Raw genomic sequence first — 24,941 nt, 5'->3', positions numbered from 1 at the left:
CCGTCGAGAACTGAACAAGCGCCCCGAACACTCCACCGGACTTCGGTCGATGGCGCCGAGACATCACCAGCGGACACGCGATCGGCGGGCCGTGCAGGACAACCCGTCGGTCGTCGCATATGCCGATCGACTACCGAGACTGGCTGCGTGCGGTGTGCCCCTGGTTCGGCTGGCTTCAGAGGTTACGGCGGATCGCTGTGAGGGTGGTGTCGTCGTCGAGGTTTGGGCCGGCAGCTTCCATGAACGCGGTGAGGGCGAGTTGCAAGTCAGGGGTGGTTCGCAGGTTGGTAGCGAGCTGCGTGAGGGTATCGATGGTCGCGCCGGGGAGTTCGAACAGCCCGTCGCTGACGATCAGCAGCAGCTCGCCGGGTGCAAGGTGCAGGATCCGGGGCAGGCGGGGCATTCCGACTGGTTGCAGGCCGATCGGGAAATCTGCTGACGCAATGCGTTCTGCGGTGCCGGATGAGTGTGCGTGGGCGGTGAGGCCGTGACCCGCGTCGACGAACTCGATCCGTCCATCCCGAAGCCGCAATCGCGCGTGAAACAAGGTCGCGAACGCGGATGCGCGTTCGAAGTGGTCTCGGGTCGCGGTCTCCGCAGCGTCGACGGCTTCGCCGGGTGGTTCCTGGCGGAACACCTCGAGGCTGCCGAGGAGGTTCGCTGCGAGCACCCCTGAGGCGAGGCCTTTGCCCATGACGTCGCCCACCGTGACCGTGGCATACCCACGCTGGCTGTCCACAGTGACATCAGACAGGTCTCCGGAGATCCCTCGCGCAGACCGTGCCGTGGTCGCGATCGTGTACTCATCGAGCACGGCGGGTGCAGGACGCATCGCTCGCTGGACCGTGTCGATCCAGTAGGAGTCAGCGCTGTCGAGTTCGTCGTCGCCGGCCTCGCGTGGGGCGCGCGTGTCGGTCATCATCTCGCCCACGCGATGCGTCGTCTCATCTGCTTCCCCCTGCTCGATGGTATGCAACTCCTGACCCGCTGTGAACGGCGCACAGCCCGCAGGGGTCCGGGATGGTGCCCCTGCGACACCATCCCGGCTGGACGCCGTTGCGTGCAGCAACAGGCGCCCTGTTGACCCAGGAGCATGCTCAAACCGGGTTGCCGGAGACACTAACTTCGATTGATGCGACCGCGATGTCGGCATTTTCACCGACCACTGTCTGCTCCTGCACCGGTACTGTCCGTGATCCATCTGACGCAGCAGCCAGTCACGGGTTGCTGTTTCCGGGAAGCGTGGCCCAGTCTGGGCGAGTAGGACACGCTTGAAGGAAACAGGGGTCCCAGATGTTGTCACTGGTGTACGTGAGCACGATGGCTCGCCCGGTCACGGACGAGGAGCTCGCGGAGATCCTCGTGATCGCCCGGGAGAAGAACCTGCAGCTGGGCATCACCGGGATCCTGGCCCATCAGGGCAGCAACTGTCTCGGGATCATCGAAGGCGACGACGACGTCGTCCGGGAGCGGTTCGCCGGGATCCGGCAGGACCCACGCCACATCAACGTCCGTGAAGTGGCCGTCGATCACATCAGTGCGCGGGCATTCCCAGAATGGTCGATGGCGTTCCAATCCGCCGACCCTCTCGTCAAGGACATTCCGGGATTTCTCGACCTGTTCACCGACCATCCGGACCCCGTCCCGGGCGGCGGCAACACATCGCGGGCGAAAGCACTCCTGGAGTGGTTCCGGAAGCACCCCCTCGCACCATTGACCGACCAGGGCGTCGGCGATGCGATCGAGCCGCGTCTGCAGATCATCAGCGCCGCGATCATGGTGCTGCACGATGTCGGCGTGGAACGGGCCGACATGGACCAGATCGCCGACACCGCAGGGATCAGCGTCGACGCACTCCGACAGCACTTCCCGACCCGGCAGAGCCTGCTGACCGCCACCGTCGACCGGTGGTCCAGCACCCTGTCTCGGCCCTTGCTGCCCATCGCCGAGCAGTACGGCGCGGTCGCATACCTGCACGCGCTCATCGTCGCGTACTCGGAAGAACCCGCACTGATGCGGCTGCTCGCATCAACCCTTGCAGCAAGCTCCGACCCAGCAAACGAGGGTGCGGACTACTACCGCACCCTGTACCTCCGGTTCCGGCAGACCATCCGCACCGCCCTTGAGCACGACATCCGTACTGGTCGAGAACCGAACACGATGGAGCCCGCCCGCGCCACGGAACAGCTCCTCGCCCTCTACGACGGCCTCCGCGTGCAGTCGCTCCTCGTGCCCGGATTTGACATCATCGAAGCCTTCGACCGCGCAGCATCACGCATGCGCCGAGGCTGGTCCGAGGACTACCGCCGTACTGACCTCTTCGAGATCCCACTCGACCGCACCCGCGAACACACGGCACGCCCCGACCCGTTCGGAACCCAATAGGCACCGATCGCCAGCGAGCGGGTGCCGACTGTATCGGTGCCGGGGTGATGTCCCTGAAACACCACCCCGGCGGCCGGTCTCACGCTGCCACGAGAACGCCTGTGTGCCGTTTGAGAGCACTCTGTCGAACGGCAGGTGCAGGCTACCGCCAGATGATCACTCGGCCCGATGGTCAGTCGCCCACGCATGCAGCGAAGTAGTCCCGATACCGGTCAGGCCCGCCGATGAAGTACCCGCGGCCGGGAACAGCACGCAGAAGGTCGTCGCGGATGGGTGCCCGATCGGCGTTCACGACCGTGTTGATTCCCAACCCGGAGGTCGCTGCCGCAACCCGGTACGGCGGCAACTGATTGCTCTGCTGGACGAGACCGGTGGTTATTGCGTCACGGATGAGCTGCTCGACCCGATACTGCAGGAGCCCACCGGACCAGTGCGGCGCCGGTACCACCAGCTGGAACCCACCTACGCAGCGGCGGCGTCATGGTGTTCCCCATGCGCCGGCATCCCCTGTGGGCCGTGGCGCGGGGTGGGACACCGGATCAAGTAGCAGCCCACCCCGCTGACAGCGGGTACTACCTAGCTGCTGCGCCCAGTTTGCCTCACCCATGCCCTCGTACGGTGCAGTCGATGACGACGCCCCCACGACGGCGCCGAAAGCCCCACCCACTTCGCTGGCCGCCCGGAAGCGTGCACATATGCCGGTGGCAGTGGGCGCTGATCGGCGCCCTCGCCGCCGGTAGGGCCGCGCTGGGCGTCGCCGCACTGCTGAAGTGACCCCGGCCGGCGCAGTGCGCAGCGTGGTGTGGTTCCCGGGGGCGACGGAACGTTCGGGTCATCCCGCCACCCCCGGGATAGCGCACTCCCCCACCAGCCTCAAGGCAGGAAAGGCAAGTCTCTCGAACGGGAAACGAGTGTCACGCAAGCATCACTGCTGCGGAGCGCTCCAGTCAGGATAGAACCGACTGTTCACCGGTGGAACCCTCTATCCGGTTCCCCGGAACGAGGTTCGGGATGTCGGCCACGCACCAAACGCCGCCGACATCCCGCTACGCGCCGCATCCTGACCCGAACAGGGGGCGCAACACCAACCATCCGTGAACCCGCATGTTCTGACAAGTCGGCACTACGGAGGACCACTGCTCCGAACCGGGGTGTCTGGCCGCCACCCGAAGACAGCCAGACATTCCCCTTGCGCGACGATGTCGCGGTGTCGGATCCGGCCGCGGTGTTCCCTGCCCGCGTCCGTGAGACCGACTCAAACACGGCTGTCGGGACGGGAAGAGCCCCATAACAGGGGGAACGGCCGCGCATCCCAGTCGCGGCGCAGGGCTGGGCTCACCGGAATATCCGTCAGGCGCACCTTGCGGAGAATCAGTTCGCCGTTGGAACGATCCGGCGGCATGCCAACCAGGCTCGCGAGGGCGCAGAGAAGACGGGCGGGGGATCGTGTGGAGACGAGGGCGGAGCTCAAGCAGCTGCGGCGAGATCCCGAGCAGTGGCACCGCCGGGGCATGTATCACCCGGACGAGCTCGCACGGATCGTGCATGGGCGGATTTTGCATGGGCAGAACGGGATCGTTTACGCCGACTTTTTCACTGCGGCCACGACCAACACCTGCAACAGCGCGGCAGCACTCCCCCGCAGGATCGCGTACCGCAGCGATTAGCTGACGTCGCCAACGGATTCGAGCGCATCGACAAACGGCAGCTCGACCCAGGAACCAGACTCAACGAAGAACGATGGATCCGGCAGCCCCCAACTCTGACAGCCCGACTCGGTAACCGATCGGCTACCACACCGGGCCGCGCGGTCGTGGAAAGCCGCGCCTCGCTGCGGCGTCATTCCACTGCGCCGAGGTGGTCTTACTGATGGCCTGGTGAAAGCCGTTGTGATCGTGCGGCAGTTCGCAGCGGTACCGCCACCACACCGACGGGCAGGGCTCGGTGGAGGGCGTGGATAAAAGTAGCCATCGTCCCACCGCTGGAGCGAATCGGCTCTCGTCTCGAAGCTGTCGCGTCACACTCCGTGGCTGAACAGGTTCGGGCCGATACGGATCGAGTGTGTGGCGCGCGCTGCGACACCGTCGGGCTCGGCGGAACGCAGCGATGCCGGCGCGGGAACAGGGGTACGGACTCCGCACCAGGGTGGTTGCGGGTGGCTCACCAGATTGTAAGTCCCGCCCCTCCCCGGCGAGGCCGGTCAGCTTGTCCCCCGATTTGCTAGGGGATCTAGGTACTGTTCGGGTTTCGTCCCGTGAGGTGGGTGGTCATCTTGAATGAGCAGACGTATGGCGAGTCTGGGTACTGGTACCCCGATCGTGCTTCCCGCTCCGGGATCCAGCTGCTGAACCTGATGCGGCAGTACCGCTCGGCCGAGGTCGAGATGCGACAGCGGACTCGCAAGAGCATGCGGATGAACCAGACCGATATGGAGGCAGTGCGCTACCTCCTGCGCGCTGGCGAACGCGGTAAGCAGGTGAACTCCTCCGAGTTGGCAGCACACCTCGGCATCACCTCCGCTTCCACGACCGCGGTGGTGAGGCGTCTTGTCTCGTCGGGACACGTCGAGCGTCACGCTGATCCATCCGATGGCCGCGGCGTACTCCTGACCGCGACAGGGCACACCGACGAGGAAGTCCGCACCACCCTCACAGACGTGCATGCACGCATGATCGCAGCGGCGGAGCGACTCTCCCCGCAGACGGTCGAGGAGATGAGCGGGTTCTTCACCGACATGATCGATGCCATGCACGCCGACGACACCAACGCCGAGCTCCGAGCTGATGACGCGCGACCCATGGCGACGCCGGCACCTCATGCGGGACGTTAGCGACGCCCAGGTATCCATGTTGCGTGCGCATCGAATCATGTAGTTAGACAAACTAGGTTTCTTCCTGCATGCTGATTCCGACGTCGCGGAGCGTCGCACAGCAGACACGGGAAGGTCCGGCGATGAGCACGATTAGCGCAATGCACTCGCAGTTCTCGGAGGCGCGAGAAGCAGCGCGTCGACGCTGGCTGGCCGTGTTCGCGACCAGCTTCGGGATCGTCGCTGTCACGGTCGCATCGGCTGCCGCGATCGTCGTCACGGTCGGCGCGTGAACGCGATGACGCTGACAAACATGCAGGCGCACCCGCACGAGTGGCACCGCCGCGGCATGCGTCACCCCGCCGAGATCGAAGCGTTGGTCTACACCCGCACGAACGGCAATACCCCGCCGGAGCCGTCCTACGGCGATTTCTTCCGAGCAGCCTGACCCCACAAGTCCCAAGAGCCCACGATCAACGTCTGCTCTTGCCCCGTTGACATCCCAGTCGGCGGATCGCGCGGCCCCCACCGGAGTACCGGCGGGGGCCGTCTGCTATCTCGCGCCCACCTGTTCCCCGAACTAGCACCCAGGCACACCCGCTAGCCCTGACGGCATGACTCCTCATGAACAGACCGCCGGCTCCGACAGCGCACTTGAGTGGCTCTGCGAAGGATTCGACGTTCCACCCGCACCGCACGAGGAGCCGGTGCCTGCCCGCAGCCGATAGCAGATCTCTACCCCTCCACCGTTCGACGGGCGGAGTCCGAAGCGCCACGACCACCCTCCGGCGCCAGGCCACAGGATGCCGAGCACCGTGTTGAGCAGCACCAAGCGGCAGGTAGGTCGGGACCGGTAAGACGCACGACCGATGTCACGACGAAGACCACGCCGAAGACGAGCGCGATGGAACCCAGCACTTTCGCACTAGACGAGCTGCGTCAACACCCACGGCCCTCGAACAGGTCACATTTTCCACAATAGATATCACGATGCGGTAACGGGGTACGGGATCCCCATCGGTTCGCCGGAGGGCGCCGAATAGCTTGCACAGACCGGGAACCACCCGGAGCGCTCACCAGCCGCACATTGCTGGTTCTCCACCCTGCACCAGGGTGTGTTCGGCGCGCACACAGCAGCCGCGCCGAGCGCGACACCTCAGCAAAGGAAACGATCACCATGCGCAAGAGCCTGAAGACCTCCATCACCCTCGCCACGACCGGCGCCCTCGTCCTCGGCGGTGCCGCGTTCGGCATCTCCTCCGCCCAGGCCGCCACCCCCTCGATCCACACGGTCTCGTCGTCGTCGTCGAAGATCCCCGCACCGGTCGCATCGGTCCCCGAGGTCCTCGGCGGATCCACCGCCGTGAAGCTCGACTCCGGCTTCACCGACGCCCTCACCGCCCTGAAGCTCACCCCCGGCGTCTCGGGAGATGCGACCCTCGCTGACGGGTCCGTGTCGTTCCCGATCACCGCCGGATCGGTCACGTACTGGTCGCCGGACGGCAACTACAAGCCCTACGTGCAGGGCCTGCTCAACCACGACGACTCCGGCCTCACGCTGAAGGCCGGCGACACCACCGTCACGCTCGAGAACTTCGTCGTGAACCCGGGCTCCTCCAAGCTCTACGGTGACGTCCTGGTCAACGGCAAGGTCGCCGCGTCCAACGCGTACCTGTTCGAGCTCTGGGGCGGTTCGCTCAAGCCCCTCCAGCTCGAGGGCGACAACGCCATCCTGACCGGCACCACCGTCCACGTCTCCGAAGACGCCGCCGGCCTGCTGAACAAGACCTTCGGCACCGACGCCGTCAAGCGCGGCCTCCTCGTCGGCACCGCCACCATCACCGCACAGATCAAGTAACACCCCACGTACTCCGGCTGTGCATGGCAGACCGGAACGGACAACGCCCCGTCGCTCGCGACGGGGCGTTGCTCATGCGCCGACATCCAGAGTCGTTCCGTCGATCGGGGTCAGATACGTCCGATGGAAGGTGCGGTCGCTCATTGGTTCACATGGCTGATCATGTCGGGCGCTGTGGAGGAACGAACGAAGGGCACTGATCGTGTGATCGGTGCCCTTCGCATCATCGCTTGTAAGTCAAGCTCGTTCGCGTGCGCTGACTCGGGGCAGGACGATGCCGAGGATGATCATCGCGACGGCGAGGAAGGCGTGGAGCACGTTGTCGGCGCTGTTGAGCGGAACGAAGTTCGCCGCGCCGGTCATGCTGGCGGTGAAGAGGCCGTAGATGAACAGCACCGCGTAGATGATGCCGCCGACCAGCAGGTAAAGCCGTGCGCCGCCGGCAGAACGGGCTGCGGCGACGCCGACGATACCGAAGAGCAAGTGGACGATGTTGTGCAAGACGGATACCTGGAACAGGCCCAGGAGCAGGGCCGTGGATCCGTGACCGGCCATCGACATGGACCCCATGTCCATGGTGAGTCCGGGGATGAAGCCGGCGATGCCGACGATCAGGAAGACCACGCCGAACAGCAGGGCGCCCTTCTGGGTGAGGGTGGCGGCGAAGCCGGTGCGCGGAGCTGCTGCGTTGCTGGTCATGGAACGTGCCTTTCGGTGGAGGGGGTGGTGCCGGAGTGCGTGAGGGTCAGGCGGCTGCTGGATCGGCCTGCAGGCGTTGACGGAGCGCGATGAGCCCGTCTCGGACGCGCGTTTTTGCCGTCCCGAGCGTGGTGTTGAGTTCGCTGGCGACTTCCGCGGTGCTGCGTTCACCGAGGTACCGCAGCAGAACCGCGTCGCGCTGCTTCTCCGACAGCTCAGACAACGCCTCCCGGAGCTGGCCTCGGGAGAAGTGCGCGTCGATCTGGTCGAAGCTGTGGTCGGTGCTGTGGTGATCGCGGTTCCCGAGGCGCAAGTCCCGGCGGCGAGATGCTTCCAGGCTACGGATCCGATCGATGGCTCGTCGATGGGCGATGGTGCGTAGCCATGACTCGAGCGTGGCGCGAGTCGGGTCGTACCGGGCCGGATGCTGCCACCACTCGAGGAACGCTTCATGGACGACGTCTTCAGCGAGGTGACGGTCGATGATGATCGTTCCCACGAAACCGCGCAACCCGGACGCGTGCTGCCGGTAGGCGGCCGTGAACGGGTCGAGAGCTGTTGGTTGGGTGCCGGGCATGTGGGGCGTACCGATCTTTCTACTGGTGATGGGTTCACCGTAGGCGTTCGGATCACGACCGGTTTCCCCCAGTCCGGGGACCGCATGGTGAAGACCCATCCACCGCTACGCCGGAAGCAGACAGGCTCGGCCGCACCAGACGAACGGCGCGTTCAACGATCAGTCCTTGCTCGGCGTGGTGGCAAGGATCGGGTATGGCTGTCGTTCGAACCGGCATTCCGTCGCCCGTCCGGCAGAATGGCTATATGCCAGTACCGCAGTCGTTACCGACACCCGAACGTCTCCTGCTCCGCGACAGCGTCCAGCACCGCATCAGATCAGCGATCATGGACGGCACAGTTCTGCCCGGCGAACGGCTGCAGGACGATGCGCTCATCGCATGGTTTGGAGTGTCACGGACTCCAATCCGAGAGGCGCTGGCTGCACTGGCGCAAGCGGGCTTGGTCGAGATGGCGGCAAACCGATACACACGTGTCGCCTCCCCCACAGCTGCGGGACGCCGCGACGCGTTCACCAGTATCGGCGTGCTGTACGGGGGCGTGATCCTGCTTGCCCTCTCCGGTGCATCACGTCCACAGCAGGATCGGTTGGCCCGGTCGGTCACAAGCAGTGCCCTATGCCTCGGACATCAGCCGACGCCAGCTTCTATCACGAATGGGCGGATGCGACACAGAACGATCAGCTACGACGACTGTGCGCATCAGTGACCGACGGGCTGCTGTTTGCGCTACGCGTCGACGCGGCCTCCCCTCTCATACCGGCAGCAGACCTCGACGATGCCGCCGCGTCACTGCGAACCGCCATACGAGCCAGATCCTTAGGAGACAGTCTGCGCGTCTGGAGAGAGCTACACACACTTTAGATCACTGGCACGGTGCTCGACCGCGACGCAGCTCTGCTGCGGCCGCAGCCATCCGGCTAATCGCCGGCGCAGCGCTCCCGCGCCACCCTGGCAAGAATCCGGATCACCCGCTCGAGATCAGTCCGCTCGTCCCAGTACGTCGGCGAGTTCCGATTCAGTCGGCGCAGCGCGGTCGTCCCGGCGCGCTGTTGCGTTTCGAGCTCGCCGCCAGTCAGGCGCTTTGCCTCTTCGTAGGTGATCAACGTCAACGTTCGGCGTGCACCGGCACGGTCTTGCCGCGGCGTCCCGCGACCGGGTCACTGTCGCGCCGGAGCGCCCGGTACACCGTCGTCCGACTCACCCCGAGCACGTCACCGATCTGCGCAACCGTCATGTCCCGCTGGTCATACAGGCGCCGGGCCGTCCGCACCTGGTCCGCCGACAGCCGCGGCGGCCGACCACCCGTCCGCCCACGAGCGCGTGCCGCCGCAAGGCCGGCGTGAGTGCGTTCCTTGATGAGGTCCCGTTCGAACTCCGCAAGCGCAGCGAACACGTGGAACACCAGCCGGCCACCCGGGGACGTCGTGTCGATCGATTCCTGCAACGACCGGAAACCCACACCCCGCTCCCCCAACACCTGCAACTGGTCGATGAGGTTCCGGATCGACCGGCCGAGCCGGTCAAGCCGCCACACCACGAGCGTGTCGCCCGGACGGAGTTGGTCGAGGAGATTCGCGAGTTCCGGTCGGTGCTCGAGCGATCCGGACATGGTGTCGGTCCAGATCCGGTAGCAGCCGGCCGCGTGCAACGCGTCGAGCTGCAACGCCGCATCCTGATCCGTCGTTGACACCCGCGCGTACCCGAGAAGCTCACCCATGAGCAGAAACGTAGCGGAACTCGTCACATTGGACCGGTATCGATGCAGAGATAGTGGCACTGGTATCCGCTACACGACGCGCCGACGATCGGGCACCTCAAGCGGCTCCGGGCCTGGATGTGCCACAAACGATCGTTTACGGACGAGCCCATCAAGCTCCAAACAACTTGAATTGTCGTCAACGATGTCGGTGCCTCTTGACATGATCCATGCATGCTCTCCGCTCGATGCTCTGTCTGCGATGAGGTTCATCTACTCACTAGCGTCCGCACGATGAGTGTGCACTTCGACGCCAACGGCAAGCGCTGCGAAGGTTCGGTCGGATTTCCTGAAGAGGCGCGGCGGGCCGAGAGCAAGCGCGCACGCGACGTTCCAGTCAAGCGCGCCACAGTCAACGTTCCGCGTCAGCGACGACGCCGCACCATCCAGTTGAGCCAGGACCACCCGCCGCTAGGCGAAGGCTCGACGCGATGCTCTGTCTGCGGCTTCGACGTACCGCTGACGGTCCATGGCCGAGTAGCTCCGCATCGGATCATCGACTTTTTGCCAGCGGAAAGAAGTTGGCATGCGTCAGTTCCACAGTGTCCTGGGTCCGAGCTTCGGCCGCGGCCTTCCGCGATTGGGAGTCGTCGTTCAGTGCGCTCCGACCGGCCCCGGACATTCGCAGCCGAACGCACTCTTCCGGAGGCTGATCGCAGTAGCCGAAAGCGCGTTCACGAGGTGGCGGCGGAGTACGGCGTCCCCTCCTCCGAAGCGCTACGAGTCCTGAGGCTGCTCGGCGAATTGGTGCGAGGCCCGGACAGCTCACTCGCCCCCGGAGTATCTCGCCGGCTGCAGACAGCGCTCGAACAGCGGGGCCACCGACAGGTACTCGCTACAGCATTCGTACTACCGGCACAGTCGGTCACACGCGCCGGTGACCTGATGCAACGCCTACCCCAATCGATGCCCGCTTTGGTCGACCTCCTCACCAGCGCGAACGACCCGGCCCTTGGCAGGGCTGGGAAGCTGCTCCGATCCGCAGGGAAGTCCGACGCGCTCTTCCTGGTGCCGCGACGGTATGCGCACGACCTCACGGTCGCAGCGAGGTCTATCGCCGCACTATCGATCGCTGACCTTCCGTGCCCAGAGGGCGTGAGCCTGCAGCCCGTCGATGCCCTACGTGACGGGCCAGCATCGTGGCGCCTGCTGGCCTGGACGGCACTCACCGACGGAATGCAACTGAGCGGGATCGAGTTCGTCCTTCGACTTAAATCCGACAGCGGGTACGGGCTCGAAGTTCTCACCACGGCGTCAGACGACCTAGAGTTCCGCCCCGACGAGACCTTCGCTCGTGCCGACGGCAGCCTCGGCCATCTGGGCGCACTCCTGGCGGGCATGCTCGACCTAGTGCCCGTGCGCAAGCCTCCGGGTGAGGTAACAACGCAGAAACGAACGATGAGTGATAGCCCGCGGCTTTCGCGTGTCGCCGGCGGGGTGCGGCTCATCTACCCGACACGCTCCGCGGCGAGCGTAGGAGCGCCCCGCGATAGCGGAGAAGGGGAATCTCGAAGCAGCCGGTGGAGCGTAAGAGGGCATTGGCGTCAACAGTGGTACCGATCACGCCAGACCCACGAACGCATCTGGATTCAGGAACACGAAGCCGGAGCCAACGACGGGCAGCCGCAAGCGGATCGCAAGGTGTACATCATCGCCCCACGCCGTAGTCGCTCCCAACGCCAGCCTGAGGACTGAAGGCCGCTTGCCCCTCAGCTCCCTCCCGGCGGCAGATGTAGAGCGTCTCAACCGGGGTCACGATTGGGATCTCAGGATGGCCGCAGCCCGACCGTGACTACGCTTTCAGCCGCACCGTCGCCGGGCAGTATCGCGGGACTGTTTGTTGCGATCGCACCCACCAGCCGGAAATGAACCGTCGCCCCCCCAGCTTGCCAACCGCGCTCAGGGACGAACCGGCTGGCGGACAGTACCAACAGCCCAGTGGGTTGGTGTCTGTTCTGCCGGTTACGATCCGAGCATGGTCACTCCCGTCGACTGGACTCGGCTCGAGCGCAGCGAGTTTGAGCGCATCGTCAACGTGCTCATCAGTCGCGAGGGTGAACGCCAGGGACTTGTGGTCACTGCCCCCGACGGCAGAGGTGGCGACGACGGGATCGACATTGAGCTACGCGAGCCGGACACGGGTCGCCTGGTGCACATCTACCAGCTGAAGCACTTCCCGGAAGGCTTTTCATCCGGTTGGGCAAAGGCGCGACGCCCCCAGATCTCGAAGTCCTTCCGCACCGCCCTGCAACACGCTCCGGATCACTGGACATTGGTGGTGCCGGAGCAGTTCACTGCCAAAGAGCAGAAGTTCGTGACCACACTCGCCGTCGGCACCGCTGTGTCCGCACACATCGTCGGAAGCGTCGAGCTCAACAAACTCCTCGTCGACCACGCCGATGTCCACGAGTGGGCAGTCCGGGACGCAGTTCGTGACGTACTCAGCTTGATGAGCCGGAGCGATGTTCAGCCGGCAACCACGACGGACGCCGCACAAGGGCTCGAGCGGTACGTGGCGCAGCAGAACACGTTCAGCCTCTACTGGGGGCGACGGCTTGCGGTCGTTGATGGGGAGTTGGTGTGGCAGATCTACCGTAAGCGGGAAGATGCACCGCTGATGGAGCCCCTCAAGATCACGATGCACGCCACGTTCGGGTCCGAAGATGCCGAGCTTCAGAAGCTCGCGAGCGACGTGCTCGGATACGGCCGCAGCACCCGCCTCGATTTCCCGCGTCACATCGTCCAGTCACTTGTGCTCGACGGCCCGGAGGACTGGTTCGCGGGAACCGAGCACGACGTGGCGGTGTCGATTATCCCGGCATACTCGGCCGCGGACTCGCAACCGGCACGCGTCGAGGCATACGACAGCAAGGGCATCCTCTTGGGTGCGCTGACAGGTCGAACGATCAACTCGAATGCCGGCCACGCCGGGGCGTTTGTCGAAGTTCGTTTCGAGGACGTGCTCACGATGCTGTGGCGTGTTCCCCGAGAAGGAACGACCGGATCTACCGACGTCACGCTGGAAGCGGTCGGCAGGCCGGCCGCCGCTGTCGCCCGTGTGACGCGGTTCCTGCAGTGCTTCCGTCACACGGATCGACTGCGCCTCGAAGTCGCCGGGCGACCGCTCATTGCCCAGGTCAACGCCGCCGACTCAGGGATGATCGACGACCATCTCCACGAGTACGCCGATGATCTGGGGGTCATCGAACGGCTAGCAGATGTCAGCCTGCCGTTCCCCGACGTCACACCGGAGCTTGACGAGCGGATCTGGACACGGGTCACGCGGATGATGCTCGAGGGCCGATGCGCGCTCATCCACAACTACCGCGGTATGAACGCGACGCTCAACGGCAGCCGAGACGGCGCCATGGACCAGCTCCTCGCAGAAGGTGCGTCCATTCTCAACGCGAGCACTGACGGAGGTGGTGACGTCGGCAGCGTTGAGCTCCTGGGCGTCCACGTGCCCATCGAGGGTATGTGCGTCTGGCATCCACAGATGCGGATCGTCGATGCCGACGAGGTCCGCGCCCGACTCGATAGCGGGACGGCACAGGGAATGCGGGTCTTGATGCAGCCAGCGGATGGCACTCCGTTCCGCGCCTACAGCGCCCACTACATGGCAGCAACGGGTGTCGTGGTTCCTGAGCCTTGGAACATCCCTGGCATCAGTGAGCATCCTGCACTCGCGGGCATCCGCGACGCAGCGAACCTCGCACAGGACTGACCGGAACGAAGCGCGGCACCCGGTCAGAGTCAAATTCCCTCGATTTGGACGCACTCCAGCCAGCTCGCGTTGAACTTGCCACACATCGACCGGTCGGCTACCGGGCGCGAAGTTCGAGGTAGTCCAAGGCCTGGCGGACCGTCTCTTCGAGGGGGCGAGTGCTGTCGATGACGAGCCGATCGTCCGTGCGGGGCTCGTACTCGTCGACGGTGCGCTGTACCTCGTCCCACGTCGGCAAGATGAACCCAGGCAGGTCGTTCGCACGCTGTTCCACGCGGCGACGGTGCTCGGCGACGTCCGCACACACGACCTCAATCACGCGCAGCGGGACCCCAGCAGCATCCGCTGTCGACACCCAACCAGCCCGAGCGGGCTCAACGCCGCTCACCGCGTCCGCGATGACCACCTGACCGCGCCGCAGATTCGGCACCGCGATCGCATGCATGATCGAGTACGCGGCGATCCCTGACTGCTCACGCGGGATCTCGTACTTCCACATCGCACCCTCGATCGCATCAACGCGAAGCGTCAGCGAGGGCATCAACTCCGCGATCGCAGCAGACAGCGTCGACTTCCCTGCACCGGGAAGACCACAAACCTGAACCAGCATCGACAACTCCTTCGTTGGCCGTAGCTCCTTGTCTATCGGTCACGGACGCGCAGCACCAGCGAAGTGGATACGCACGCAAGAGCCCCGAGGACGTGTCCGAATGCCGATCGGCTACCGGCGCATGCGGTCTGTCGAATACGCGGGGGTGGCGTACCTCCCACCCTGTGGCACGTCCGGGTCGATGGGGTCACGGGGCCATACAGCCGCGTCGTCCTGCGGGACGAAACCGACGGCTTCGCCGGATCGGAGGTCCCACCAGCCATCGGTATTCGCGGAGACGGCGTAAAACATGGCTGTGCGCTCGGTGGTCGTCATCGCCGCGACGAAGGCCCGGATCGCGTCCGCAGGGCTCAGCCACGTCCGTTGCTCACGAGCGGAAGCCGGCTACTCCTCGTAACTGCCGATGCGTAACGAGATGGTACTGATCCCGAACTTGTCCGCGTGTTCCGGGAGGTGCTCACGAACTCGTTGCGCTTCCTCCTCGGTCTTGCACACAAGCTGGCCTGACAGTCGTATCTCTCCCATCCCCCGACCGTAGGGGTCAAGCGATGTTCCGATAGCCGATCGGCGAACGAGACGGGTGCCGAGATGGGTATGGCAGTGCTTGTGCGCTGCTGCGCGCAGTTACGTTCGGGTCACCGGTACCAGGCGTGCGGTGTGAGGATCTTCGGTATTTCGTCGGCGTACCCCAGCTGGTTAGTGTGTCCGATTCGGGCCAGCGTGTTCGTCGTGTGGGTAGAGACCGCACGAGCAGTCGACGATCAAAGGAGACACAGATGCAGTACCTCGTCAACGTCCTCGACGGCAGCCCAGCCACAGGCGGACAGACATCCGGGCGCGCCACTGACGCTGAGATGGCCGCGATCGATGCATTCAACGACCGGCTCCGCGCAGACGGGCACTGGGTGTTCGCCGCTGGCCTGGCGTCACCTGAGCATGCGACCGTGGTCGACAACCGCGACGGCGCCGGCCTCATCACGGACGGCCCGTACATCGAGACCCGCGAGTTCGTCGCTGGTGCCTGGATCTGGGATGCTCCCGACGTCGACGTCACCCTCCGGTTGGCGGCAGACGCGTCGAAGGCGTGCAACCGGAGGCTCGAGATCCGTCCGATCCTATGAGCACGGACCAGCTCGCCGCAGCTCGGGCGCTGACCATCGCGCACCAAGAGGAGTGGCCGCGAGTGGTCGGGACGCTCGTTCGGCGGTTCGGTTCCCTCGACCTCGCCGAGGACGCCGCCGCGGACGCCTTCGCGATCGCAGTCGAACGGTGGCCGCGTGAAGGCGTCCCGACGACACCCGGTGCATGGCTCACCACAACGGCGACCCGCCGCGCCATCGACGTCCTGCGCCGCGAGTCCAGCCGGGAACGTCGCCACCGCGAGTCGGTGATGCTCCGCGACGACGGGGAACACGTTCCCGTCGGGATCGTCGACGACGATCGTCTCCGGCTGTTCTTCGTCTGCTGCCACCCGATTCTGGGTCGGGACGCTCGCGTGGTGTTGACGCTGCGCATCATCGGCGGGCTCACTGTCGCAGACATCGCTCGAGCGTTCCTCGTACCCGAGGCGACAATCGCCCGTCGGATCACCCGCGCGAAGGCGAAGATCGCGGCGACGGGCGTCCCGTGGCGGGTGCCGGAACGGGAAGAGCTCGCGCAGCGATCGACGGCAGTCCTCGACGCAGTGTTCCTCATCTTCACCGAAGGACACCAAGTCACACGCGCCGCCGATAAGGACGACCCCATCAGGCCGCCGCTCATGGCCGAGGTAATCCGGCTCGGCCGCCTGCTACACACGCTCCTCCCGGATGACGGCGAAGTGGCGGGGCTCCTCGCACTCATGCTCCTCACCGCCGCGCGGACGCCGGCGCGGACGGCATCCCCCGGACTCCTGATGATCGACGAACAGGATCGCACCCGATGGGATCACAGCATGGCGGGCGAAGGACTCGCGCTGGTGCGAGCTCGCATCGACAGTGGAGAAGTGCCCGGCAAGTACCAGCTGCTCGCGGCCGTGAACGCCGTGCACATCACCGCTCCGTCCGCCGGCGAGACAGACTGGACGCAGGTCCTTGCGCTCTACGACCAGTTGATCATCGTCGCCCCTTCCCCAGTGGCCGAACTGAATCGAGCTGTCGCCGTCGCCGAGGTGCATGGTCCGCAAGCGGGACTTGACGCTGTCCTCCCCCTCCGGAGCGTGCTCGAACGGTACGACGCCCTCCACGCGGTACAAGCCGGACTCCTGCAACGACTCGGAAACCACCGCGCAGCACGAGCAGCCTGGGACCGGGCAATCAGCCTCACCGACAACGCCGCCGTCGCAGCCGCATTCGCCCGGCGGCGCGACGAACTTTCAGACCGATAAGGGATCCTTCAGTGCGACGTCGGTGGACGTTGGATGCGGGGAATAGCAAGGGACATGGCGGATGCGACTGCCGCGGCTGACACGGCGGCTGCGCTGGCGATGCCGGTCAGGCCGCCGACGACGAGGCCTGCCACGCTCGTTCCGAGCGCAGCGCCTCCGACAGCAGCCACGACGACCACGCCGTACGCGCTGGCGAGCATTCCTGGCTGCACCACGTCGTCGAGCGAGGCGGACAGGAGGATCGCCACCGGGCTCGACAGCGCCCCGGCGGTGAACACCAAGACAGTAACGAGCACTAGCTGGTCAGCAACGAGCGCCAGCGCCGCGTACCCACTGGCGGTCAGCGCCAGAGCAGTGACCAGGTGCGACCGCCGACTGCCCGGCCACGGGCGGGCGCCGAAGAGCAGCGCACCGACCGCTTCACCGAGCGCCAGCGCCGCCAGCACCGGTCCTGCCAGTCCTCGACTCCCGACCGCCTGCGCGACCGCCGGAACGACGACGGTCAACGATCCCGTCGCCATGCTCACCAGCCCGCCGATCGCGAGGACCCGACCGAACGACGCCATGCCGGCCATCCCAAGTGGCGGCCCGGAACGACGCGAGGGAACGGCATCTCCCATCGAGAACGCCAGCAGGAACCCCGCAGTCACGATTACCGCCGCGACGATCACGAAACTCAGACGTCGGCTGACCGACGTCACGAGCAGGCTCGCCACCACTGGTCCGACCGCGAGTCCTGCTTGGAACGCGACCGAGAGCAACGCGTACGCGCCGGCGCGTTCCCCCGGCTCCGAGAACGAGCGCGGGATCGACGCGCGAAGTGCTGCAGCCAGGGCCGGGAACGACACCCCAGCTCCAGCCAGCAGGACCGGCTGCGCCGCCGAAGCCGGCGCTGCCGCGACCGAGAGCACGAAACCGCCGCTCACACCCGCACTGATGCCAACGACCCAACGCGCAGTGATGCGCGCCATCAGCGCCCCCTGGACCGGGACGCCCACAGCATTCGCCAGGCCGAAGGCACCCGCGGCAAAGGCCCCATCAAAGAAGGACGCGCCAGAGGCGAGGATCAGCGACAGGGGGATCATCCCGAGCGCCACAGCTGAGAGGGCAACCGATCCGATGCCGGCAACGAAGAGCCGATCGGCCAAGAGGCGTCGGTAGACGACAGTCATGTGGGCTCCATTAACGGAGCCCACCCACCCGGGAGACACACTCCCCGTCCGTCGACGAACGTGCCGACAGCGCCGATCATAGGCACACCGGGCCGGTCATATCGAGGTCTCGATAGCCGATCGGCTACCGGGACGGTGCTCGCTGGGTTCTCAGAGCGAAAGGACGCGGCATTCGAGTCGCTCGAGAGCTTCCCGGCCTGTCGGCCACCCTGCGAGCTTGCTGGCTGAGTTGATGTGCCCGGCCTGCTCGACCCGTACGAGGTCACTTCCCCACGCATCAGCCAGCTGCTCGGCGACCCGAGGTCCGCAGTACGGATCATCCGTGCTTGCCACCACCATGCTCGGGACAGGCAACCTGCGTGCCTGCAGCGCGACGAACGTCGAAGCATCCTCGGACGGGAACACATCCCCCATCGGGTCGGGCGGTGCCACGAGGAACGCAGTGACCGGAACTCCAATGGGCGTGCGCAACAGCCACTCGGCCACGGCCCAACAGCCGAGACTGTGCCCAATGAGCGCGATCCCATCGACTCGCGGGGAGAGCAAGCGTACGACCCGATCAGTCGCCGCAACCCAATCGTCGAGATCCGGCTGCGACCACGACCCCGGGTCGATGCGGACCGCATCCGCTCCCCACTGCTCCTGCCACAGCGTCTGCCAGTGCGTTCCGTCGGATCCACCGATCCCGGGAATGATCACGCGTCCAATCACCTGTCACCTCTGCTTCCGTTCTCCTACCGCCGTTCGGCGGAGCTCACGGGGAGCCAGCATGATGGAAGGCATCGCAGAGCCTGTCCACCTGCGAGTGATCACGAAGCGGGAGGCGCTGCACACGATGGAATCGCTCGACCACACCGACCGGAAGATCCTCGCCCTCCTGCAGACCGACGGCCGCCTCAGCGGCGCGGAGGTGGGACGACGGGTCGGACTTTCGCAGCCCGCGGCCAGCGCTCGGATCCTCCGCCTCGAACGGCAGGGCATCATCACCGGTTACCATGCCACCGTCGACCCGGCCGCCATCGGCCTCAACATCCACGCAGTCGTCCGCCTCCGGACATCCCACGCGCACCTCGGCGCCGCGCTGCAGCTCGCAGCGCGAACCGTCGAGGTCACCTCCACCCTCCGCGTCACCGGCGAAGACTGCCTCGTCCTCAACGTCCATTGCAGCGACGCCGGCCGGCTCGAACAGGTAGTCGACTCACTCGCCCGGTTCGGGCCCGTCAGCACCGCACTCGTCCTCCGGGACTACCCCGAGAAGCCAATTACGCCGCACGTGAACCCCGAAGGCTGACGCGTCCGGAAGGGGATCGTCTACCGGTCACTTGACTACCAGGTCGACGCAGCTCGTCGAGGAACCGGCTACAGGTACTGCTGCTGGTCTCTTGCCGCAGCGAACGCCTGTGCGTTGAGGCGCGTGTTCCAGATGCGCCGGTTCTTGTCGGTGGGTCGAATCTCACGGCTGCGGTGGTACGCCTTCGCCGAGTACCAGGAAGCCGTCTCGACCTTCGCCAGGTTCAAGTCCAGGGCTTCGTCGAGGGCCGGCCTGAGGTCGCTGTCCTGGGAGGCGAGCAGCACTACGTCGACGTCAGGTTCGCGGGCTTCACGCACCATCGCAAGGGCACAGAGCACGTCGATGCCCTTCTCCCGCTTGCCGGTAGTGATTTCCTTCCCGGTGGCGTCAGTCGCCTTCCGGCCGTCCGCGTCTCGCTGGTAGTCATACGTCAGCGGCCGCATCTTCACCTTGACACGTGGGTCCTTCTCCCACTCGGTCTGCTGTGCCATGTTCCGCGCGTAGGCGTCGGGGTCATGGACTGCGCTGGGGAGACCTCGGTAGACCAAGACCTGAGTGAGCACCGCCTTCGACTCTCCGTCGCGTTGGTTGGCGTTGCGCGCATGGATGATCTGGTTCGCGAAGTGCAGCGGGTGGATCAGACACTCGTAAGGCGCCTTGGAGGGTTCGAACACGGCTCGGCCCACGAGGTGGACGTTCTGGTAGTCGATGATGACCGTCGTTCGCAGCATGATCGGAAGCCCCCGGATATGAAAAAGCCCCACCAGTCCCGGAGGACGGTGGGGAGTTAGGTTTACAGCTTACAGCCCGAATCAGGCTGCCGTCCAGTCGGCGGCGGAATCGGGGTGCTTCGCCCTGAGCCCGCCGCCGCAAACGCCCTCTGGGGGCCTACTCGGAATCAGGCCCCGAGGTCACGAGAAGATGGCCAGGGGTATGACTCGCAGTGACGCTCCTCGCACACGAGAATCAAGCTTGAGGTCCACGTAGTCGGAGGGGGAAGCGCCGCCGACCTCGGCCGCGTTTTCGAGCAGCTCGTGGAGGCGCTCGATGCCGGCGTCGAGCGCGCTTGGTGCGAGGTTCCGCAGCAGCTTGTTCCGGCCGAAGGTCGGCACGTCGGTCGCGACCGGGGCGATGACCTTCCCGAGGACGGTGAACGTCCCGTCGAGGAGCCGGTCCGGATCCTCGATGATGAAGTGCGTTCGCTCACAGACCGTGATCGCGGTCAATGCGGGGTCGCTCGCGACGCGCCCGTAGTACTCGATCGTCGTCGCCTGACGCGTGTCGGCCTTGACCGCTTCCGTGATGGCTCTCGCGAGCTCGCCTTTCGCGGTCGACTCGATCTCCATCTTCTCGGCGTGCTGGACACGAGACTCGTGTCCTCCATCCGCTGGGAACGACGAAAGGTAGTCGCGTCGCACCAGATAACGGGCGACAGCGTCGACGAGTTCGGGCGAGATGACGTCCAGCGCAAGAGTCAGCTCAACCGGGTCAAACGACGTCGTGTACTCGACGAAAGCGCCGGGCTGCAGCGCAGCTGCTCCGTCCGCCGTCGTGAGCTTTGCAAGGAGGCCCTTCTGGGCAAGATGCTCCCGGACAAGATGGAGGTAGTACGCCTGGGAGTACACGAACTGCTGCCGAGATGCCGTCCCGGTGTTCTGGGTCCAGCTGGTCTTCAACCCGGCCTGTCCGTGCAGACCGAGCTCGGCGCCTCCGACGAACGGGATACGTGCCTTCCCCGCTGCGTCTCCGCTTGCTGAGGCATCGGCGCCGATGTCGGATGCGGTGTCGGCTGAGGTATCGCGGGTCTCGTCAGTGATAAGTGGCTGGCGGAATATCTGCTGGAGGATGCCCGCGATTTGGTCCGAGTTCTGATAGATCGTGGCGATCGGCGTCGTGGCTGGGCTGTGGTCCGACGATGTTTCGTCGACAGCGTTGTCGGGAGTCATAAATCGATGATGCTCGCGCGGAGTGGGAACCGACCCGACGAACGTAGGACTCGCTCGACCCCCAGGACCCCAACTGCGGCATCGGTCTTCTCAGCGGACGGGCGCGAGTAGGTCAGGCACTCGCCCATGAACGATCGCAGGCGAACCTGCAGTCGCGTTACCCGCGATTGACCGTCTCAATAGCCGATCGGCTACTGAGACCGCCCGTCGACGGGCAACACCATTGTCACGATGCTGCAGGGACGGCCGGGCTGTCAGTGTCGTGACAGCCCGGCCGGAGCCCCAGTGACTGAGCTCACCGCGAGCGTAACCAGCACAGAGCAGGCGTTGCTAGTGGGCGGCGTCGTACGCGTCCTTCACGGCCTGACTGATCCGGCCCCGCGGCGCCACCTCGTGACCGTTCGCGGCAGCCCATTCCCGGATCTTCGCCAACTCGTCCGGATTGCTCCGCTGCGCAGTCCCGGATCCGCGACCACCCCGGCTCGAGACTTTCCGGGCGGCAGCGATGTAGTCCGAAAACACTTCGCGCAGCCCGTCCGCGTTGTCGTCCGAGAGGTCAATCTCGTAGTGGCTGCCATCGAACGAGAACGTGACGTTCTTCCCGCCGTGCTCGATGATGTCGCCGGTGAGGTCGTCAATGAGGTGGGTGGTGACTTTCTGTGCCATGTCCTCTTGTGTAGCACTCCGGTGCGAAAAACACGATGTGCACGCCAGCCACAGAACCGCCATGCTATGACTCGCGCAAGGCCCTGCGCCCTCGAGATCTCCATCGTTTCCGGACGGTGAAGCTCGTGGAAATCCCATCATGAAAGGACGCGACGCGATGAGCGACGCCACGCCCTCCCAGCCCAACCCCTACAACAGCAACGCCCAGCCCTACCAGCAGGCCCCCGCGCAATCGGACCGGTACAGCGTCCTCGCGATCGTCGGCTTCATCCTCGCGTTCGTGGTCAGCATCGGCGGCCTCGTCGTGTCGATCATCGCGCTCACGCAAATCAAGCGCACCGGTGAGCACGGCCGCGGGCTCGCTCTCGCCGGCATCATCATCAGCGCCCTGTCGATCGTGCTGTCCATCGTCTTCGGGATCGTCATCTTCGCCGCCGCCGCGAACGCACCGTCCTACAGCTACTGAACCGACAACATCAAGGCCCCACAACAGCTCACCGCTACGCCAGGCACCCTCGGCGTGACGGTGAGCTGTTCTGCGGGCAGATCACTTCGGCGGTGACCAGCTGCGCCCGAACGCCCGCATCAGCACGACACCCCAGTCAGCATCAGTGATCGTGCCCGTCGAGGTGTCCATGCTGAACGTGCCGCCGTCGTAATGCAACGGTGACTGCCCCACCAAGTGCGCGCCGAGCTGCTCAGTGACATGCCATGTCTTCCGCGCCGTCTGCGACGGCACCAGCTCGAGCTGCAGCCGGTGCCCGTGCACCGACACCGTGGACGGGAGCTGCGGGATACGAGGCGACATGCGCACAGTCCACCCCCACCACGCCCCGAACCCCCGCAGACACGCACACGCACACCGGCCGTGCGGCGACCGCTGAGCCCAATCCGGCCACATGCGACCAGCCGGTCAGTTCCGATAATAGTTCTTCTCGGAACGCTCTGGCGGGGGGTAGAAGCGACGCGCCCGCAGGAGTCCCGTAGATGCAGGAACGCCCGGCACAACTACTCACCGGCTGACGCGGGCATGCAACAAAGGCCAGATGCCGCCTGTGCGAGCTCCTGGCGTTCGAGTGTTGCTTGTAGTTAGAGGTGCGGGTCGAGGTCTTCAGGCTCTGAAGACGGCGCAGGGGGCCTACGGGCGTTGTAGATCAGCTGTAGTCCGATCGACACTCCGAGGCCAAGCAGTACGTCGAGCCAGACCGGCCATTGCAGGACCCCGGCCACGAAGATCACCACGATGCCGATAGCTGCGAACAGGAACGGTACCCATCTCGGCCGGCTGGTTGTCGACTCTTGTGACACGGAAGGCTCCTACTTTCGCCGCTGCTGCGCTGACGTTACGACTCCGATCAGAACCCAGACGCCGAAGAGAGCGGCCACCGCTCCGACGATCCAAATTGGGGCGAAGCCGGTGCTGCCGATGTTCTGACGATTGGGAGACAAGATGGCCCAGGCGCCTAACCCGATGGCTGCTATGCCAAGGACAGTTGGAGGCACGAGGCTTCCTTTGAACTTGAACATCACAGCTCCCCGGTAGTGGCGTCGGAGACCACCCCGGCCACCGCGATACAACCGACCGTGCCAACCACCCCGACGCCGCCCGTTGCACCGGCAACGATACCTTCACAGGTTGCGCCCGCGATCCCACCGACGACAGCGCCCACGAATTTGGTAGCTGCTTTCTTCGAGTTACCCTGACCAACCGCGATGCCGATCTCGGCGATGTCACCCGCGTAGCCTGCGTACCCCGCTGACTTGCCCACATCCTCGAAGGCCAGCTGTCCGCTCGGGTCGGAGCTATTGACGGGATCCGTCCCAGCGAAGGCATACCGGTTGGCGTTGGTCGGGCTGAGGGGTGCGTCGAGGGTGTCTCGTTCGATCCAGGCACCGGTGACGCTGGACTGCCACCGGTACCCGAACTTGGTGAGCCCGTTGTCAGTGCTGCTCGAGCGGAGCCCGCTCTTGAAGCCGTACGGGTTCTGCTGCCACTGGGCACTGTCACCACCGATACCGACGGTCTCAGCACCATAGGAGTCGTAGGAGACGGTGTACGCGGTCTTACCGGTATCAGCGATTGCTGCAGCCGGGTTGCCGGTGCCATCGATGATCCAGATGCTGGTCGTACCGTCGGTGGTCTGCAGATCCAGCGGCTGCCCCGTCGTCGGGTCACTGATCACCGACGCGGTGCCCGTGCCGGCGACGGTGCGGCTGGTGATCACGGGGACGCCGTTGGAGTCGGTGGTGCCATACGTGCGTGTGAGGGAGCACCAGCACGCTTGCACGCTTTAATCGTGCGCCTCGGGAGGACCCGTCCCGCAGTGGTCGGTGCCGTCTCGAGTCGAGTAGTAGCCCACACTCGACGGGCTGCGAGGTACCTCTAGCCACACAAAACGTCCCCCAACCCGTTTCGGCGCGTCACCCCTAACTGTACCGGAGGAACAATCTACTGACGGGCCTCGCGATTTCTTTCGGGAGACCACGTCCAAAGCCACCCAACGAGGAGTCCGACGAAAATATTTGAAACGCCAATGACAGCAACAGCCACAGATGATGGTTGGCCGATCGCGATGATAAGAAAAACCGCCAGCCAAAGGGGCAAGATAATTGCACCCAAAATGCGAGACACCCGCCTCAATTTGAGGTCATCCATGTTAAGCCTGTCCTGTCAGCTGCAAGAGTGAGTTAGTGATGAAGCCGCCTACGAAGCCTGAGATGAGTCCTGTGGCGAACCCGATGCCACACCCTGGGAGTGCACCAGGTCCGGCGGTGGTTAGGCCACCGACGACCCCTCCGGCAATACATCCGCCAACACCCGACCCAATTCCAGAGGCTGCACCAGTAACGGTGGCTTGCCAGAGATCGTACTGACCAGTCGGGTCGGATCCGTTGATGGGGTCCCCACCCACGAAGGCATACCTATTCGCGTTCGCAGGACTCAGCGGCAGGTCTAGCGTGTCGCGCTCAATCCACTGTCCGGTCGCTGCGGACTGCCACCGGTACCCGAACTTTGTCAACCTCGTGTCGCTGTTGCTGGAGTGGATGCCGGTCTTGTACCCGTAGGGGTTCTGCTGCCACT

At 65.2% G+C, this 24,941-nt stretch carries 25 protein-coding genes; 11 read left to right on the top strand and 14 right to left on the bottom strand.

What is annotated here, in order from left to right; all coding sequences use genetic code 11:
- Nucleotides 1-175: 175 nt before the first annotated feature.
- Nucleotides 176-976: a PP2C family protein-serine/threonine phosphatase gene (locus ACIPJY_RS17925; RefSeq protein WP_400467655.1), complete on the bottom strand. Its 801-nt coding sequence runs from the start codon at nt 974-976 to the stop codon at nt 176-178.
- A 317-nt stretch (nt 977-1,293) separates the two neighbouring features.
- Between ACIPJY_RS17925 and ACIPJY_RS17920 the strand changes: the two genes are divergently transcribed.
- The 5 genes from ACIPJY_RS17920 to ACIPJY_RS17900 all read left to right on the top strand — a co-directional run bounded on the left by ACIPJY_RS17920 (nt 1,294) and on the right by ACIPJY_RS17900 (nt 7,052).
- Nucleotides 1,294-2,385 carry a BLUF domain-containing protein gene (locus ACIPJY_RS17920; RefSeq protein WP_400467653.1) on the top strand — a complete coding sequence of 364 codons (1,092 nt, stop codon included), beginning with the start codon at nt 1,294-1,296 and terminating at the stop codon, nt 2,383-2,385.
- 2,263 nt (nt 2,386-4,648) lie between these two features.
- Nucleotides 4,649-5,215 carry a MarR family winged helix-turn-helix transcriptional regulator gene (locus ACIPJY_RS17915; protein WP_400467651.1) on the top strand — a complete coding sequence of 189 codons (567 nt, stop codon included), beginning with the start codon at nt 4,649-4,651 and terminating at the stop codon, nt 5,213-5,215.
- Nucleotides 5,216-5,355: 140 nt separating this feature from the next.
- Nucleotides 5,356-5,487, top strand: a complete 132-nt coding sequence (locus tag ACIPJY_RS17910) for a hypothetical protein (protein WP_400467649.1) — start codon at nt 5,356-5,358, stop codon at nt 5,485-5,487.
- Nucleotides 5,484-5,642 (top strand): hypothetical protein, encoded by a 159-nt coding sequence (locus ACIPJY_RS17905; RefSeq protein WP_400467647.1) that lies wholly within the window; start codon nt 5,484-5,486, stop codon nt 5,640-5,642. Before ACIPJY_RS17910 ends, ACIPJY_RS17905 begins: the two co-directional genes overlap by 4 nt.
- Nucleotides 5,643-6,371: 729 nt before the next feature.
- Entirely contained in the window at nt 6,372-7,052 is a 681-nt protein-coding gene (locus ACIPJY_RS17900; RefSeq protein WP_400467645.1) for a hypothetical protein, read from the top strand.
- Between the two features lie 237 nt (nt 7,053-7,289).
- Here the strand turns inward: ACIPJY_RS17900 and ACIPJY_RS17895 are convergent, their stop codons facing one another.
- Together ACIPJY_RS17895 and ACIPJY_RS17890 are read right to left on the bottom strand one after the other, a co-directional pair.
- Complete coding sequence (locus ACIPJY_RS17895; RefSeq protein ID WP_400467643.1) at nt 7,290-7,751, bottom strand: DUF4383 domain-containing protein; 462 nt, start codon at nt 7,749-7,751, stop codon at nt 7,290-7,292.
- 46 nt (nt 7,752-7,797) lie between these two features.
- On the bottom strand, nt 7,798-8,328 hold the full coding sequence (locus ACIPJY_RS17890) for a sigma-70 family RNA polymerase sigma factor (protein WP_400467641.1): 531 nt from the start codon (nt 8,326-8,328) through the stop codon (nt 7,798-7,800).
- Nucleotides 8,329-8,522: 194 nt separating this feature from the next.
- On the opposite strand from ACIPJY_RS17890, the gene ACIPJY_RS17885 reads away from it, so the two are divergent.
- Complete coding sequence (locus ACIPJY_RS17885) at nt 8,523-9,035, top strand: GntR family transcriptional regulator (protein ID WP_400467639.1); 513 nt, start codon at nt 8,523-8,525, stop codon at nt 9,033-9,035.
- A gap of 211 nt (nt 9,036-9,246) precedes the next feature.
- Here the strand turns inward: ACIPJY_RS17885 and ACIPJY_RS17880 are convergent, their stop codons facing one another.
- Complete coding sequence (locus ACIPJY_RS17880; protein WP_400467637.1) at nt 9,247-9,432, bottom strand: hypothetical protein; 186 nt, start codon at nt 9,430-9,432, stop codon at nt 9,247-9,249.
- A 2-nt stretch (nt 9,433-9,434) separates the two neighbouring features.
- Nucleotides 9,435-10,046, bottom strand: coding sequence for a recombinase family protein (locus tag ACIPJY_RS17875; protein ID WP_400467635.1), 612 nt, complete (start codon nt 10,044-10,046; stop codon nt 9,435-9,437).
- A gap of 2,014 nt (nt 10,047-12,060) precedes the next feature.
- Between ACIPJY_RS17875 and ACIPJY_RS17870 the strand changes: the two genes are divergently transcribed.
- The gene (locus ACIPJY_RS17870) at nt 12,061-13,809 is read left to right on the top strand and encodes a hypothetical protein (protein ID WP_400467633.1); all 1,749 of its coding nucleotides are present in this window, start codon (nt 12,061-12,063) and stop codon (nt 13,807-13,809) included.
- Between the two features lie 97 nt (nt 13,810-13,906).
- On the opposite strand, the gene ACIPJY_RS17865 is transcribed toward ACIPJY_RS17870, so the two are convergent.
- Nucleotides 13,907-14,419 (bottom strand): AAA family ATPase, encoded by a 513-nt coding sequence (locus ACIPJY_RS17865; protein ID WP_400467631.1) that lies wholly within the window; start codon nt 14,417-14,419, stop codon nt 13,907-13,909.
- Nucleotides 14,420-15,195: 776 nt separating this feature from the next.
- On the opposite strand from ACIPJY_RS17865, the gene ACIPJY_RS17860 reads away from it, so the two are divergent.
- Both ACIPJY_RS17860 and ACIPJY_RS17855 read left to right on the top strand, forming a co-directional pair.
- Nucleotides 15,196-15,540, top strand: a complete 345-nt coding sequence (locus ACIPJY_RS17860; protein WP_400467629.1) for a YciI family protein — start codon at nt 15,196-15,198, stop codon at nt 15,538-15,540.
- On the top strand, nt 15,537-16,784 hold the full coding sequence (locus tag ACIPJY_RS17855) for an RNA polymerase sigma factor (RefSeq protein WP_400467627.1): 1,248 nt from the start codon (nt 15,537-15,539) through the stop codon (nt 16,782-16,784). The genes ACIPJY_RS17860 and ACIPJY_RS17855 overlap by 4 nt, the downstream gene beginning before the upstream one ends.
- Nucleotides 16,785-16,792: 8 nt before the next feature.
- Here the strand turns inward: ACIPJY_RS17855 and ACIPJY_RS17850 are convergent, their stop codons facing one another.
- Together ACIPJY_RS17850 and ACIPJY_RS17845 are read right to left on the bottom strand one after the other, a co-directional pair.
- On the bottom strand, nt 16,793-17,956 hold the full coding sequence (locus tag ACIPJY_RS17850; protein WP_400467625.1) for an MFS transporter: 1,164 nt from the start codon (nt 17,954-17,956) through the stop codon (nt 16,793-16,795).
- Between the two features lie 150 nt (nt 17,957-18,106).
- Nucleotides 18,107-18,655, bottom strand: a complete 549-nt coding sequence (locus ACIPJY_RS17845; RefSeq protein WP_400467623.1) for an RBBP9/YdeN family alpha/beta hydrolase — start codon at nt 18,653-18,655, stop codon at nt 18,107-18,109.
- A gap of 70 nt (nt 18,656-18,725) precedes the next feature.
- Between ACIPJY_RS17845 and ACIPJY_RS17840 the strand changes: the two genes are divergently transcribed.
- Nucleotides 18,726-19,247 (top strand): Lrp/AsnC family transcriptional regulator, encoded by a 522-nt coding sequence (locus ACIPJY_RS17840; RefSeq protein WP_400467621.1) that lies wholly within the window; start codon nt 18,726-18,728, stop codon nt 19,245-19,247.
- A 68-nt stretch (nt 19,248-19,315) separates the two neighbouring features.
- Here the strand turns inward: ACIPJY_RS17840 and ACIPJY_RS17835 are convergent, their stop codons facing one another.
- The 3 genes from ACIPJY_RS17835 to ACIPJY_RS17825 all read right to left on the bottom strand — a co-directional run bounded on the left by ACIPJY_RS17835 (nt 19,316) and on the right by ACIPJY_RS17825 (nt 21,859).
- A complete protein-coding gene (locus ACIPJY_RS17835; RefSeq protein WP_400467619.1) occupies nt 19,316-19,978 on the bottom strand; it encodes a hypothetical protein in 663 nt (220 codons plus the stop codon).
- A gap of 180 nt (nt 19,979-20,158) precedes the next feature.
- The gene (locus tag ACIPJY_RS17830; protein ID WP_400467617.1) at nt 20,159-21,193 is read right to left on the bottom strand and encodes a hypothetical protein; all 1,035 of its coding nucleotides are present in this window, start codon (nt 21,191-21,193) and stop codon (nt 20,159-20,161) included.
- 330 nt (nt 21,194-21,523) lie between these two features.
- The gene (locus ACIPJY_RS17825; protein ID WP_400467615.1) at nt 21,524-21,859 is read right to left on the bottom strand and encodes an Lsr2 family protein; all 336 of its coding nucleotides are present in this window, start codon (nt 21,857-21,859) and stop codon (nt 21,524-21,526) included.
- Between the two features lie 157 nt (nt 21,860-22,016).
- Between ACIPJY_RS17825 and ACIPJY_RS17820 the strand changes: the two genes are divergently transcribed.
- Nucleotides 22,017-22,325, top strand: a complete 309-nt coding sequence (locus ACIPJY_RS17820; RefSeq protein ID WP_400467613.1) for a DUF4190 domain-containing protein — start codon at nt 22,017-22,019, stop codon at nt 22,323-22,325.
- Nucleotides 22,326-22,406: 81 nt separating this feature from the next.
- On the opposite strand, the gene ACIPJY_RS17815 is transcribed toward ACIPJY_RS17820, so the two are convergent.
- The 3 genes from ACIPJY_RS17815 to ACIPJY_RS17805 form a co-directional block, all read right to left on the bottom strand.
- A complete protein-coding gene (locus ACIPJY_RS17815; protein WP_400467611.1) occupies nt 22,407-22,667 on the bottom strand; it encodes a hypothetical protein in 261 nt (86 codons plus the stop codon).
- Nucleotides 22,668-23,385: 718 nt separating this feature from the next.
- The gene (locus ACIPJY_RS17810) at nt 23,386-24,084 is read right to left on the bottom strand and encodes an RHS repeat-associated core domain-containing protein (protein WP_400467609.1); all 699 of its coding nucleotides are present in this window, start codon (nt 24,082-24,084) and stop codon (nt 23,386-23,388) included.
- 432 nt (nt 24,085-24,516) lie between these two features.
- Nucleotides 24,517-24,941, bottom strand: a 425-nt coding sequence (locus ACIPJY_RS17805; protein WP_400467607.1) for an RHS repeat-associated core domain-containing protein, incomplete at its 5' end; no start/stop codon positions are given.

It is taken from the genome of Curtobacterium sp. NPDC090223 (assembly GCF_044746585.1).
Lineage (GTDB): Bacteria > Actinomycetota > Actinomycetes > Actinomycetales > Microbacteriaceae > Curtobacterium.
The sequence above is the reverse complement of the archived record's forward strand: the minus strand, read 5'-3'. Positions and strand labels throughout refer to the sequence as shown.